General features: G+C 67.9%; 11 protein-coding genes. 7 read left to right on the forward strand and 4 right to left on the reverse strand.

Annotation, left to right across the window (positions count from 1 at the left end; genetic code table 11):
• Positions 1 to 256: 256 nt before the first annotated feature.
• Complete coding sequence (locus ACZ54P_RS13930) at positions 257 to 3,115, forward strand: NACHT and WD repeat domain-containing protein (protein WP_465461894.1); 2,859 nt, start codon at positions 257 to 259, stop codon at positions 3,113 to 3,115.
• 52 nt (positions 3,116 to 3,167) lie between these two features.
• Here the strand turns inward: ACZ54P_RS13930 and ACZ54P_RS13935 are convergent, their stop codons facing one another.
• Positions 3,168 to 3,404, reverse strand: coding sequence for a hypothetical protein (locus tag ACZ54P_RS13935; RefSeq protein ID WP_465461895.1), 237 nt, complete (start codon positions 3,402 to 3,404; stop codon positions 3,168 to 3,170).
• 514 nt (positions 3,405 to 3,918) lie between these two features.
• Here ACZ54P_RS13935 and ACZ54P_RS13940 point away from each other — a divergent pair.
• Entirely contained in the window at positions 3,919 to 4,548 is a 630-nt protein-coding gene (locus ACZ54P_RS13940; RefSeq protein WP_465461896.1) for a QsdR family transcriptional regulator, read from the forward strand.
• A 94-nt stretch (positions 4,549 to 4,642) separates the two neighbouring features.
• Positions 4,643 to 7,198 carry an alpha/beta hydrolase domain-containing protein gene (locus tag ACZ54P_RS13945; protein ID WP_465461897.1) on the forward strand — a complete coding sequence of 852 codons (2,556 nt, stop codon included), beginning with the start codon at positions 4,643 to 4,645 and terminating at the stop codon, positions 7,196 to 7,198.
• An 81-nt stretch (positions 7,199 to 7,279) separates the two neighbouring features.
• Here the strand turns inward: ACZ54P_RS13945 and ACZ54P_RS13950 are convergent, their stop codons facing one another.
• Positions 7,280 to 7,705: a VOC family protein gene (locus tag ACZ54P_RS13950; protein WP_465461898.1), complete on the reverse strand. Its 426-nt coding sequence runs from the start codon at positions 7,703 to 7,705 to the stop codon at positions 7,280 to 7,282.
• A gap of 315 nt (positions 7,706 to 8,020) precedes the next feature.
• Here ACZ54P_RS13950 and ACZ54P_RS13955 point away from each other — a divergent pair, with 315 nt between their 5' ends.
• From ACZ54P_RS13955 to ACZ54P_RS13970, 4 genes are all read left to right on the forward strand, one after another.
• Positions 8,021 to 8,260 (forward strand): glutaredoxin family protein, encoded by a 240-nt coding sequence (locus tag ACZ54P_RS13955; protein ID WP_465461899.1) that lies wholly within the window; start codon positions 8,021 to 8,023, stop codon positions 8,258 to 8,260.
• Positions 8,257 to 8,460, forward strand: a complete 204-nt coding sequence (locus ACZ54P_RS13960; RefSeq protein ID WP_465461900.1) for a putative acetyltransferase — start codon at positions 8,257 to 8,259, stop codon at positions 8,458 to 8,460. The genes ACZ54P_RS13955 and ACZ54P_RS13960 overlap by 4 nt, the downstream gene beginning before the upstream one ends.
• Before the next feature lie 92 nt (positions 8,461 to 8,552).
• Positions 8,553 to 8,774, forward strand: coding sequence for a hypothetical protein (locus ACZ54P_RS13965; RefSeq protein ID WP_465461901.1), 222 nt, complete (start codon positions 8,553 to 8,555; stop codon positions 8,772 to 8,774).
• A gap of 59 nt (positions 8,775 to 8,833) precedes the next feature.
• Positions 8,834 to 9,823 carry a YihY/virulence factor BrkB family protein gene (locus ACZ54P_RS13970; RefSeq protein ID WP_465461902.1) on the forward strand — a complete coding sequence of 330 codons (990 nt, stop codon included), beginning with the start codon at positions 8,834 to 8,836 and terminating at the stop codon, positions 9,821 to 9,823.
• A gap of 9 nt (positions 9,824 to 9,832) precedes the next feature.
• Here the strand turns inward: ACZ54P_RS13970 and ACZ54P_RS13975 are convergent, their stop codons facing one another.
• The gene (locus tag ACZ54P_RS13975) at positions 9,833 to 10,273 is read right to left on the reverse strand and encodes a DUF4383 domain-containing protein (RefSeq protein ID WP_465461903.1); all 441 of its coding nucleotides are present in this window, start codon (positions 10,271 to 10,273) and stop codon (positions 9,833 to 9,835) included.
• A 289-nt stretch (positions 10,274 to 10,562) separates the two neighbouring features.
• The gene (locus tag ACZ54P_RS13980) at positions 10,563 to 12,899 is read right to left on the reverse strand and encodes a chitobiase/beta-hexosaminidase C-terminal domain-containing protein (protein WP_465461904.1); all 2,337 of its coding nucleotides are present in this window, start codon (positions 12,897 to 12,899) and stop codon (positions 10,563 to 10,565) included.
• Positions 12,900 to 12,955: the final 56 nt, after the last annotated feature.

The following is a 12,955-nucleotide window of genomic DNA, read 5'->3' on the forward strand; positions in this document are numbered from 1 at the left end:
TGCGGGGGTTGCTCGATGCCGCTTCCCCGCTTCGTCGACCTCGAAACGGCCCGGAGCCGGGTGGCCGCCAGCGTCTCTCCTGATCGTCCTCTTTGCAGTGCGCGTTTTACCAGTCACGTCCCGTAGTCATGTCGCGGCTCCTTTCGATCGAGTCGGGTAAGACCCAACGAGGTTTACGGCAAACGGGTTGTTCAGTGCCGATCCGTGGACGCTGATCAACAGGGTCTGAACAATGCAGCCCGGGGGAAGGGGGACCATGCCGAGGCCAGAACGTCCACTCGACGGTGAGGACCCGGCTTTGACGCGGTTCGCCGCGGATCTGCGGAACCTGCGGGAGGCCGCTGGTAAGCCGACATATCGTGAACTGAGCGCCCGCGCCCACTACTCGGCAGCGTCGCTATCGGAGGCCGCCGCGGGCCGGAAGCTGCCCAGCCTGGCGGTGACGCTGGCGTTCGTCGGCGCGTGCGGTGGTGACCGCGGAGAGTGGGAGACTCGGTGGCACGCGCTCGCGACGGCGTCGTCCGCATCGGCGTCCACGGAGGACGAAACTCACGCCCCGTACGTCGGCCTCGCACCTTTCGACATCAAGGACGCGGACCGATTCTTCGGTCGCGAGACCGAGGTCGCGGATCTGGTCAAACGCCTCCGGGAACACCGGTTCATGGGTGTCTTCGGGGCTTCCGGTGTCGGCAAGTCCTCGGTGCTCCGCGCCGGACTCGCGGCCTGGATCCGGGAAGAGACCCCGGACAGGCCAGTCGTGGTGCTCACGCCAGGGCCGCATCCGATCGAGGAGTGTGCGGTGCGGTTGGCGGCGTTCACCCGCACGCCGGTGCCGGCGCTGCGGCAAGAATTGGCCGAGCATTCGTGGAACCTGCATCTGCGGATCCGGCAAGCCATGGCCGGTCTCGACGACGAGGCGGAACTGCTGCTGATCGTCGACCAATTCGAAGAGGTCTTCTCGCTGTGTGTCGACCCGACCGAGCGCGAGTGGTTCGTCGACGCACTGGTGACCGCGGCCGGTATCGAAACCAGCCGGACCCGGGTGGTGCTCGGGGTCCGCGCCGACTTCTTCGGCCATTGTGGACAGTATCCGCGGCTGATAGCCGCGCTACGTGACGCCCAGGTCCTGATCGGCGCGATGAGCGCCGACGAACTACGGGCTGCCATCACCCGCCCGGCCACGGCGGCGAACTGCACGGTCGAGACGGCCCTGGTGACCAGGCTGGTCGCTGAAGCCTCGGGACACGCGGGCGTCCTACCGCTGCTGTCGCACGCACTACTCGAGACGTGGCGGCACCGCAGCGGGATGACATTGACCCTGGCAGGTTACGACCGCACGGGCGGCATCCGACAGGCGGTTTCCCGTACCGCCGAAGAGGTCTATACCGGTCTGGCCCCGGATCAGCGCACGTCGGCGCGGAACCTGTTCCTGCGCCTGACCGCTCCGGGCGAAGGCACCGCGGACACCCGGCGGCGGGTGTCACCGCGCGAGCTGGGCGACGACCACGACACCGCCGTCGTCATTGACCGGCTTGCCCGGGCCCGGCTGTTGACCGTCGATCAGAACAGCGTCGAAGTGGCGCACGAAGCACTCATCCTGCACTGGCCACGGCTGCGCGACTGGCTCGCCGAAGACCGCGACGGCTTGAGGGTGCACCGCCAGCTGACAAACGCCACGGACGCATGGGAAGCGCTCGAGAAGGACACGAGCGCGTTGTACCGGGGCACGCGGCTGGCCCTCACTCTGGAGTGGGCGGACCGGAACGAGACCGCGCTGTCACCACGCGAGTGGCGATTCCTGGAAGCCAGCCGTTTCATCGAGATCAAGCACGGACGGCGGCTCCGGCAGCTGGTCGTCCTGCTCAGCGTCCTGTCGCTGCTGGCCGTCGCCGCCACGGCCCTCGCCGTCCAGGCACAGAAGACCGCCACCACACAACGCAACGCGGCTCAAGCCCAGGTTGTCGCGAACGAGGCGATCATGCTTTACCCGTCCGATCCGGACCTGGCCGTCCAGCTCAGTCTGGCCGCCCACCGACTGGCCCCCACCCCCCATACCCGCGAGAGCCTGCTCAGCACCCTGCCACTCGCGGTGATCACCCACGCCACCGAAATCCTTTCGGTGGCGTTCAGCCCGGATGGCCGCACCCTGGTCACCGCGAATCACGACGGCACCCTGCGGCTGTGGAGTCTCACCGACGCCCGGAACCCCACCGTGGTGAGTACGTTGACCGGTCACAGTTCGGAGGTCAACTCCGCCGCCTTCAGCCCCGACGGCCGCACTCTGGCTTCCGCGTCGTTCGACCGCACAGTACGGCTGTGGAACGTCACCGACGTCCAGCGACCGAAGGCGATCGCGACCCTCACCGGTCACACCGAGGCGGTCAAGTCGGTGTCCTTCCGCCCCGACGGCCGCGTCCTGGCATCATCGAGCATGGACCATCAAGTTCGGCTGTGGGACGTCGCGGAGCCGGCCCGGCCGTTGGCTTTGAGCGCTGTGGACAGTGACACGGAGGCCCTGTACAGCGCGAAGTTCAGCGTCGATGGACACACACTCATCGCTGGTGGTGATGACAACGGCGTACGGTTGTGGGACGTCGCCGACCCGCGGAGACCCGAGCCGCTGGTCACCCTCACCGGCCACAGCCAAATGGTGTTGGCGATCGCCGTCAGCCCGGATGGCCGGACCGTGGCCTGCGCCGGCGACGACCAGACCGTACGGCTCTGGGACATCGCCGACCCTCGCCGCCCGACGCAGGTGGCCATGCTGACCGGTCACGTCGACGGCATCTACGCGGTGGCTTTCGGCCCCGACGGCCTCACCCTGGCCTCCGCCGGCGACGACCGCGCCGTCCGGCTGTGGAACGTCGCCGATCGCCACCACCCTGCCGAACTGGTGACCCTCACCAGCCACACCGACGCGGTCGAAGCGGTCGCCTTCAGCCCCGACGGCCGCACGCTCGCCACCGCCAGCTGGGACAACACGACCCGGCTGCTCGACACGGACTTCGAACGGGCCGGCGCCCGCGCCTGCGAACACGTGAACACACCGATCACCGAAACCGAATGGAACCGCTACTTCCCGGACGTCGACTACACACCACCATGCACGCCATAGACGGCAACACACCCGCGGACGAGCGGCGAGCGCTCCGAGTCCGCGCGGAAAGCTAACCCCTGTGCTTGAGGACCTGGGCGGCGATGACGCACACCATGCTGCCCGCCACGAGGGCGATCCCCATCGCGTTGGGACCGCACACATCGCCCGGCTGCATGGCGTGCCCTCCGCAATCGACCTCGTGGCCGCTGAAGAGCACCGAAGATCCGGCCAGGAACAACAGTATGCCGACCAAGAACACCGGGTACGCGAACAACCTCAGGCGGAGGTATCCAGGAGCAGCCGCCATGGTGGCCAGTATCCCGGCTCTTCGGACGCGGACGGTGGACATATGACTGGATCGCGTCTGAAGGACACGTGCTGCTGCCCTCGCTCTTTGCGACAGCCAAGGCGAGAACTGTGCGAGGCCGCCGTCGAAGTTGTCCTCGCCGGGGCAGCACTGGCCACCGGCACGGTGCTGACTCCGTCGGCTTCGGCCGCGCAGGCGGGCGACCCGTACAGGTGCCAGGCCGGCAATACGCAACGGCGTGAACGTCAACGACACGGCCAGCTCGATCCACAACCGCAGCAGCCACCCGACCAACTTCTACTGGAACTCCGGCGGTGTCGTGCACGACCGGCCCGTCGGGCCGGCGATCGGGATGGCCCAGCCAGTGGCCGCGCTCGACGATCGGTACTGCTCGCGACAATCCCCGAGGACGGCCCGACCGGCGTCTTCCGCGGCCCGGACTCACTCGAGGATGTCATCCCCTGGTGAATCCGCACAGCGTCGATGCCAGAGGACGGCGGCCAACGGTGACATGATGCGCGAACATGGCCTCACCAGAGACGTCGTGCGCGATGCGTGGGGCGGCGGAATCGGGAGGGCGGCGGTGATGACGGGCCGGGTGGTCAGCCACGAGCAGGTGGTGCGCGGTGGGTGCCGGTTCTTCCTGGAGCACGGCGGGGTCGACATGGACCGGCTGGCGGCGAGCCTGGCGGTCAGCCGCGCCACGCTCTACCGGGTGGCGCACAGCCGGGACGGTCTGCTGGGCGAGGTCCTGTGGCGGTTCACCGACCGCCTGCTGGACCGGGCCAGACGACGGCGCAGACACGCGGGCGACGAAGGCGTCCTGGAGGTCACGCGGTGGTTCGTCGGCCAACTGCACGCCGCCGTGCCGTTTCGGGCTTTCCTTCGCAGTGAACCGGAAACCGCCGCACGAGTGCTGTTCACCACCTCCGGTGTGGTGCACCGGAGGGTGGTTTCGGTGCAGCGGGAGATCCTGCGCGAGGCGCACGACGGCCGGCCGTGGTCGGTGACCGCGCTCGACCAGGCGGCCTATCTCTACGTGCGCATCATCGAATCCGCCGTGTACGCGGAGCTGCTCGGCGCTTCGGCCCCCGATCCCGAACTGGTGGAACGGGCGGCGCGGGCGGTCCTGCACCCCGGCTGAGACAGCGGTCTCACGCTTGCGCCGCGTGCTGGCACCCGGTGCCGCGGCCCCGTTACGTTCGCTGGGTCCTGCTCATCGCCGTGTAGGAGCCCTCATGTCGATCTCCGTATGGGGTCGTGCCGGATCGCTCGCAGTGGCAGCTCTTCTGCTGCTCCCGACTTCCCTTCCCGCCACCGCCGCGCCCGCCCCGGGGACGCCGCACGTCACCGGCCCGCTGCCCGGCGATGTGCCCGGCGACCCGAAGGCCGAGCGCATCGAAGACACCTACCCGTTCTTCTCCACCCCGGACGATCTGGGCTCGCGGGGTTACGTGGAGCAGGAGTTCCACCTCTCCGGTCTGGCCGACGGCTGGGCGGCCGACGGCACACGGGTGGGCACCGACGTCCCGTACACCACGCGCGTGGTGGTGCGGCGGCCCGCGCAGGCCAGGAATTTCAGCGGGACGGCACTGGTCGAATGGCAGAACGTCACCGCCGGATACGACCTCGACGCGTTGTGGAACGCGGACTCGGTCCTGCGCGCGGGGCACGCGTGGATCGGGGTGTCGGCCCAGCGGGTCGGCGTCGACCAGCTCCGCACGTGGAGCCCGGCTCGCTACGGCGGCCTCGACGTGACCGGTGCGGGCAGCCACCTCGCCGACGAGCTGTCCTACGAGATCTTCACGCAGGCCGGTCGAGCCGTGGAAACCGGCGCTGTCATGGGCGGGTTGAAGCCGCGCACACTGCTGGCCATCGGCGCTTCCCAGTCGGCCGGCCGGATGACCGTGCTCTACGACAAGATCCTCCCGCGGCAGACACCGGTCTTCGACGGCTACGCCTTCGTGGTCGGCACCGCGCCGACCCGCGTCGGCAAGGAGCCCGTGTTCCAGATTCTGTCCGAGACCGACGTGCGGAATTCGAGCCGTGCGCCCGACACCGCGCGATTTCGCCGGTGGGAAGTCGCGGGTGGAGCGCATTCGGGGCATCAGGGGCAGGTGTACCGCGCCCCGATCTCCGAACGCGATCTCGGTGCGGCACCCCAGTACACCTGTGACGAACCACCGTTCAGCCGCGTGCCGATGCACCACCTCACCGCCGCCGCGTACGAGCACTTGCGCCGCTGGGCCGAGCGCGGCACGCCGCCGCCGACAGCGCCGCCGCTGGAGTTCGAGGCGGACGGCGTGACCAAGAAGCGTGACGACCTCGGTCTGGCCGTCGGCGGTATCCGCCTTTCGCAGGTCGCGGCGCCGACCGCGCGGAACACCGGGGACAACAGCGGCGAGACCTTCTGCCGTCTCTTCGGCACCCACGTTCCGTTCGACCAGCGAACGCTGGCGAAGCTCTACCCCAGCGTCGACCACTACACCGGCCGCGTCGCCATCGCGGACGCGCGGAACGTCCGCGCCGGCTACCTGCTGGCCGCCGACGCGAAACAGAACCACGAAGACGCCGTCGGCGGCAGTACGCCGGTGATCTTCGTCCACGGCCACCAGGGCTCGGCTCATCAGTGGCAGTCCAACGCGAAACGCTTTTCCGCCAACGGTTACGCGGACAAGCTGCTCCACTCCTACGAGTACGACACGAACATTCTCACCAACGACCACGCCATCGCCGGCCTCGACGCGTTCATCAAGGACGTCCGGGCGCGCACCGGTTCGTCCACGGTGGACGTGGTCGCGCATTCCCGCGGCACCACGGTGATGCACGCGTTCCTCGCCGTCCCGGAACGGGCGGCGCTGGTACGGAGATACGTCAATGTCGACGGCCGGTCCAGCGCAGGCCTGCCCGGCGGTGTACCCACGCTCGCGCTCTGGGGCGGCTTGCAGCCCGCAGGCGATATCGGTGGCGCGGTCAACGTCCGTCTGCCGCACCTCGGGCACACCGAGACCACCACGGCGGCCGAGAGCTTCGTGCACATGCACCGGTTCCTGCGGGACCGGCCGCCGATCACCGCCGACGTGACGCCCGAACCGCCCGGCCGGGTCGAGATCGCGGGCCGCGCGGTGTACTTCCCACAGAACACCGGGATCGCCGGGCGCCTGCAGGTGTGGGAGGTCGACGACCGGACCGGCCTGCGCCGCGGTGTACCCCTCCACGACCTGCGCACCGCGTCGGACGGCTCGTTCGGGCCGCTGAAGGTCAACGGGCACAAGCACTACGAAGCGGTTCTTTTGCGCGAAGGCGAGCAGACCTATCACTACTATTTCGAACCGTTCGAGCGTAGCGACCGGTTCCTCCGGTTGCAGGTTTCCCAGCCGGGCGGTATCGGCGACCACGTCGACAGATGCCCCACCCACACCGCCGTCACCGTGCTGCGCGGCCGCGAGTGGTGGGCCGACCAAGCCGACAGTGACCGCCTGGAGTTCGACGGGGTCGACGTACTGGCCCCGGCGATCGCACCCCGCGCACGCCAGATCATCGCCGCGTTCGCCTTCGACGACAGCTGCGACCTGACCTCCACACCGGGCAAGGCGCTGCCTCCGTTCAACGCACTGCCGTTCCTGACCGGGGTCGACGCCTACCTCGCCACTCGACCGGCAGGGACCATCCGCGTCACCGAGGTGGTCCGGGGCACGGGCGGGCAGAAGCGCACGGTGCCCATCGCCAACTGGCCGTCGAACGGGCACACCGTCACCGTGCAGTTCAAGGACTACGTGGACCGGACCCACTGACATCCGGATCCTCTTGTCCCGCCGCCTCGTCGGAGGGCATCAAGGGCGTTCCCCGGCCCGGCCGATCCTGGCAGAACGCCGTCACGGACGCGCCGGTTCCGGTGCCCCGACAGGCTGGCCGAGCGAGATCATGTTGCCCTCGCTGTCGCGGAAGAACGCCCCGCGTTCCCCTGTCCCGCGACTCGGATAGTTGTTGTCGATGTCGACGATCCCGTTCACCGTGCGGAAACCCGGAAAGTCGTAGGCCTCGAATACGACACCCCGAGCGCGCAGGTCGGCGACCTCGGCTTCGATGTCGTCGACCACGAAGGTCACCTGGGTGAAGGAGCCATCGGAGGCGCCGCCGGAAGCGAACAGGCAGAACACCGTTGGTCCGCATCGATAACGCAGACCGCCGGGGCGTTCGTCGACGGGGTCGAGACCGAGCTTCTCCGCATACCAGCGCCGTGCCCGGTCGAGGTCTTTCGCCGGCAACCGCGTTTCCACCACCGCGTCAGTCAGAGCCATCCACTCTCCTTGGCCGGTTCTCCCGCCGTCCTCACAACGTACTGCCCACCGCGAGTCGTCACTCTCAGGGCATCTTCGTGTGTGCGCTGAATGTGGGGGTTCCGCCCCCATGGGCGTATCCGGCCCGGCTGACAGCATGAACGACGTGACGCCCCAGCTAAGTCGGCCATGCGGGCTTGTCCGTTTCCGTTCGCGCGGGGTCTGGCCGTGCACCCACCACCGGAGCGGCAGGGACGTCGCCGGTAGACCGGGCTCGCCGACCGTTCCGCCCTCGCCGAACAAGCCGCCGGACGGCGACCTGGCATGCTGTGAGCCATGAGCGACCTCACCGTGTACGGCGCCGGCTGGTGCCCCGACGTGAAACGCAGCCGTGCCCTGCTGGATGCCAAGGGTGTCGAGTACGACTACATCGACGTCGAAGCGGACGCCGGTGCCGAGGAGACCGTGCGGGCACTGCAGAACGGTGAACGGCGGATCCCGACCATCGTCTGGCCGGACGGAACCCATCTGGTCGAGCCGAGCGACGACGAGCTCACCGCGCATCTGAACCGATGACCCTCCCGGACGTCCCGGTCGGCACGAGGGTCGTCGTGCGGTACCGGATCGAAGGCGGCTTCACCGACGCGCTCGGCTATCTGCGGTCCCGTGACGACACGGAATGCGCCGTGGAGACCAAACGCGGTCTCGCGACGATCCGGCTGGCGGACATCGTCCTGGCGAAGACCGTCCCGCCACCGCCGACGCGGTCTCGCTGAACGGAGCGCGGGTTCCCGGCCATCGGAGAATACCTTTCGGTCATCGCGGCCGGCTCGTAGTGTCGGTCGGAGCAAACTGGAGGGATCATTCGATGAAGACCTTTGCCGTCGGGCTCGCGGCCGCCGTGTCCGGGCTGCTCGCCGCCGTACCCGCGCAAGCGACCGTTCTGGACTCCTGGCAGAAGTACGCCGTCTACCCGACCGAAGCGATCTGCGAAGCCGAAGCGCCGCAGCACCGGCCTTGGGACGCCGACGGTTACGAATGCTGGGCGGAGAACGGCGCCTGGACGTTGTACTACATCTACGCCACCTGAGTTCGTTTCCACCCCGGCGAACCGGGGTATGCCAAAGGATCCCCACCAGGAGGTTTCCCTTGGCCAGCAAGAAGAAAACCGGGCCGGAAGGCCCCACCGATCTGCCGAAGCGATCGTGGTGGGGCGTGCTCAAACGGACGGTCGTCCAGTTCAACCGCGATGAGCTCTTGGACCACGCGGCCGCGCTCACCTACTACGGTGTGCTCTCGCTCTTTCCCGGTCTGCTCGTGCTCACCGCGCTACTGGGACTGATGGGGTCTTCCGCCACGCAAACCCTGATCGACAGCGCGGGACAGATCACCCCGGGCCTGGGCCGGGACCTCCTGCTCGGCGCGACCCGGGAGCTGTCCGGGTCGAGCGGTCTCGCCGGGCCGGCCGCGATCATGGGTCTGGCGGGCGCGCTCTGGTCCGCGTCGGGCTACCTCGGCGCGTTCATCCGGGCTTCCAACGTCATCTATTCGATGCCGGAGGGCCGCCCCGTCTGGAAACTCTGGCCGTTGCGGCTCGGCCTCACCGTCGCGCTGTTGATCATCCTCGCGCTCTGCGCGATCGGGATCGTCACGACCGGCGACGTGGCCCGGTACCTCGGCGATCTGGTGGGACTGGGCTCGACCGGCGTCCTCGTGTGGGACATCGTGAAGTGGCCGGTGATCGCCTTGCTGGCCGGTCTGGCGTTCGCGGTGCTCTACTGGGCGAGCCCCAACGTCAGGCAGCCGCGCTTCCGCTGGATGACCCCGGGCGGCTTCGTCGCGGTGCTGCTCTGGGCGGCGGCGACGGCCGGATTCGCCTTCTATGTGAGCAACTTCGGCTCGTACAACAAGATCTACGGCTCGCTGGCCGGAGTGATCGTGTTCCTGATCTGGCTGTGGATCTCGAACATCGCCGTCCTGTTCGGCGCCGAACTCGACGCCGAACTCACCCGAGGAAAGGAACGCGCGGATGGCCGTCCCGCTGCGGACGAGCCCTTCCTCCCGCCTCGCGACACCCGGGCGATGGACGACGAAGAAACGGAAGAGGTCACCGAGGCTCGTACGCGGCAGAACGACTGAGCCCGGTTTCTAACGCGTACGAGCGCCCGCGACCGGGACGACACCCAAGATGATCATGCCGATGCCGAGTACGAGGTGCAGCCAGTTGTCGGCACCGTTCACCGGCACGAAGTTGGCCGCCGAACCGTGGTCGATGAGCAGGCCGTACAGCCAAAGGACCAGATAGATCACGCCTCCGCCGACGAGGAACGACCGTGCCGCCCCCGCCGTCCTCGCCATCAGGATGCCCGCGACCCCGAACGCCACATGGACGAGATTGTGGAGGATCGAAACCTGGAAGAGGTTGAGCAACAGCGCGCCCGAGTCGTGGCCCATGCCGCCCAATTGGTCGTAGTTCGTGGTGACGCCGGGGATGAACCCGAGCACGCCGACGAGCAGGAACACCACGCCTACCGCCGCCGCGAAGAGCTGACGCGGCGAACGCGCCACCTTGGTCGGTGATGCCGTCATGTTGTTGCCTCCGAGTATCCGTTGGGACGGTGAACCGTCCTCGGGTACCCAGGCGCCCGCTCGTCATACCGCCGTCTGTGCTGTTTTCACGTGGGTTGAAATTGGAGTTTGTCTACCGAGGGGACGTATAGGTCGTTATACGGGAAGTGGTACGTGGTCGTGAGTGTCGATTCCGTGAAGGCCTCCTTCCCTACCCTGAGCGTAGGGAAGGAGGCCTTCACGGACTGCCGACACCGGACTCACCCGCCGCCTTTGCCTTAGCCCGAATCGCCACTCACGATCGGTCGGCTTACGGGTAACTGACCAGGTTGCTCGGCGTCGTCCCCGGTGGCGTCACCGCGCCGGCGTCGTTGATCACGTGGGTGATGGTCCCCTTGTAGTTCAGCGAAACCGTCACCATGTTGTGGAACCGGACGCCGGAGCGGTTCGGCACCTCGAAGGCGTGATAGAGGTTCACCGACGGATTGTCGTTGAAGAAGCAGTAGCTGCCCAGGCCCCACGCCTCGTGTGTGGTCACGTTGTCCCCCACCTTGTAGGCGGCGTACCCGTTGAGCCCGTTCGGACTCTTCCATCCCGCCTGATCCGGGACGTCGTAGGGGATCTCGTTCTGGAAGAAGATCGTCCTGCCGTTCTGGCCGTTCCAGATCACCTGGTACTTCTGGTAGTGCTCGACGAACAGGCCGGTCGCCAGCACGTTGTCACCATTGACTACCACCCCGGTGTCCCCGGTGTTGACCGTCCAGCCGTAGGTGCCCGCGTTGCCGTGGTCGGCCCGCCACGCCCAGATGTGGTCGATGATCGTGTCACGGCTGTTGACGATCAGGCTGTTCGTCGCCTTCCCCGCGATCTGACCGCCGATCCGGAAGAACACGTCCTGCAGTGTCGTCGGGTTGGCCGAGTGGTTCGCCGTCGAGCCGGCGGGGCCGACCGTGAGCAACGACTGCGAGTTGGTCGTGCCGGCGTCGAACAGCAGGCCCTTGAGCCGGACGCCGTCCACGTCGGCGACCCGCATCGCGTCGACGCCATTGTCCGGGACCAGTGTCGGGTAGCCGACGCCGAGGACGACGGTCCCCGCCTTGTTCACGTTCAGCGTCTGGTCGAGGTGGTACACGCCGGGCGTGAAGAACAGGTTGCACCCTTGAGAGAGCGCGTTGTTGATCGACGACGCCGTGTCCCCCGCCTTCACGACGTAGAACTGACTCATCGGCAGCGAGGTGCCCGGCGTGCTGCCGTTGGCCCAGCTCGGCCCGGAGGCGTTGGTGCGCAGGGAAGGCAGGAACACCCGGTATTTGCCGGAGCCATCGAGGTACAGGTACGGCACGTCGCGTGACACCGGCGTGGTGCCGAGCGTCGTCTCCGGCGGATTCGGGAACGTGTTCGCCGGGGCACCGTTCGTCCCGGAGAAGACCATGTTCCAGACGCCGCCTTCCCAGCTGCCGTAACCGCTGTCGCGGGTGTACCACTGCTGCTGCGAGATCGACGCGGTCTTACCGGAGACCTTGGTGTCGGCCGTGTAGCCGCCGCTGGCGAAGCCGTAGCTGGCCGGGAAGAGGTTCAGCCCGCCGCGGATGTCCATCCGGCGGAACGGCGCGGCCTGCGCGACGGCCCAGCGAGTCGCACCGCTGCTCGGGACCACGGCGAGGTTCTCCGCCGAGCGCCAGAAGTTCTGCAGCGCCACGCCCTTGTCCGACTCGTTGAACGCGTCGACGGTCACGTCTCCGTTGATCACCACGTCGCCCGGGTTCTGCCCGAGGCCGGCGACGGAGGTGTAGTAGCCGACGTCGTCGTGGATCCCGCTGTACACGCCGGGCTTGAACAGGTGCGCGTACCGGCGTTCGGTGAACTGCGCGGTCAGGGTGTCCTTCTGGGCGTTGAAGTCCGCGTCCAGCCGGGTCTGGATCGACTGCGCCGACATACCCGGGTCGAAGATCCGCACGTTGGGCCCGAAGTCCGGGACCTCGGACTGGACCGGGCAGGTCGCCTGCGTGGATCCGATCGTGTAGCTCGCGGACGAAACCGGAGAGTTCGCCGAGCCGGACTTCAACGCGATCGCGGAAACCGTCGAAGACGCCGAGACCGTGATCGGGCCGGAGTACACAGTGGACGCTGCCGTTGGCGTCGATCCGTCCACTGTGTACCGGATGGTCGCACCGGCGGTCGCGGTCGACAGCGTCACCGTGCGGGCGCTCGGGTAACTCCCGCCGGGTGGATCGAACGTCGGCGCGGCGACCGTCGTGCCGCTACCGCCATGGGTGTAGCTGAAGTGCGGGGTGTCGTACTGTGGCCCGTTCTTCTCGTAGGTGAACCAGTAGTCGAGCACCGTGCCGACGCTGAGCGAGCCGACGGTGTGCCGCCACGTCCCGCCGTTGTCGGTCATGCGGACGTTCTGCTGGCCCACTCCGGGCACGCCGGTGTAGTGGATGTCGACGTAACGCGCGGTCGTCGCCGGGGTGAAGGAGAACTGCGCCTGTGTCGCGTTGACGGACGCCGCGCTCTGGCTGTAGTCCTCGGCCGCGGAGGCAGTGGCGCCGCCGAGACCGGCGGCGATCAGGAGTGCGGAAAGGGCGAGGGCGAACGTGCCCCTTGCCCCTTTCCGTCGTTTGGGCTGCACAAGGATCCGATTCACGTCGTGACACCTCCGGCGTTGGAAATCCACGGGCGAAGCAATTCGTTGCGCGCCAC

The organism is Amycolatopsis sp. NPDC034160 (assembly GCF_055575355.1).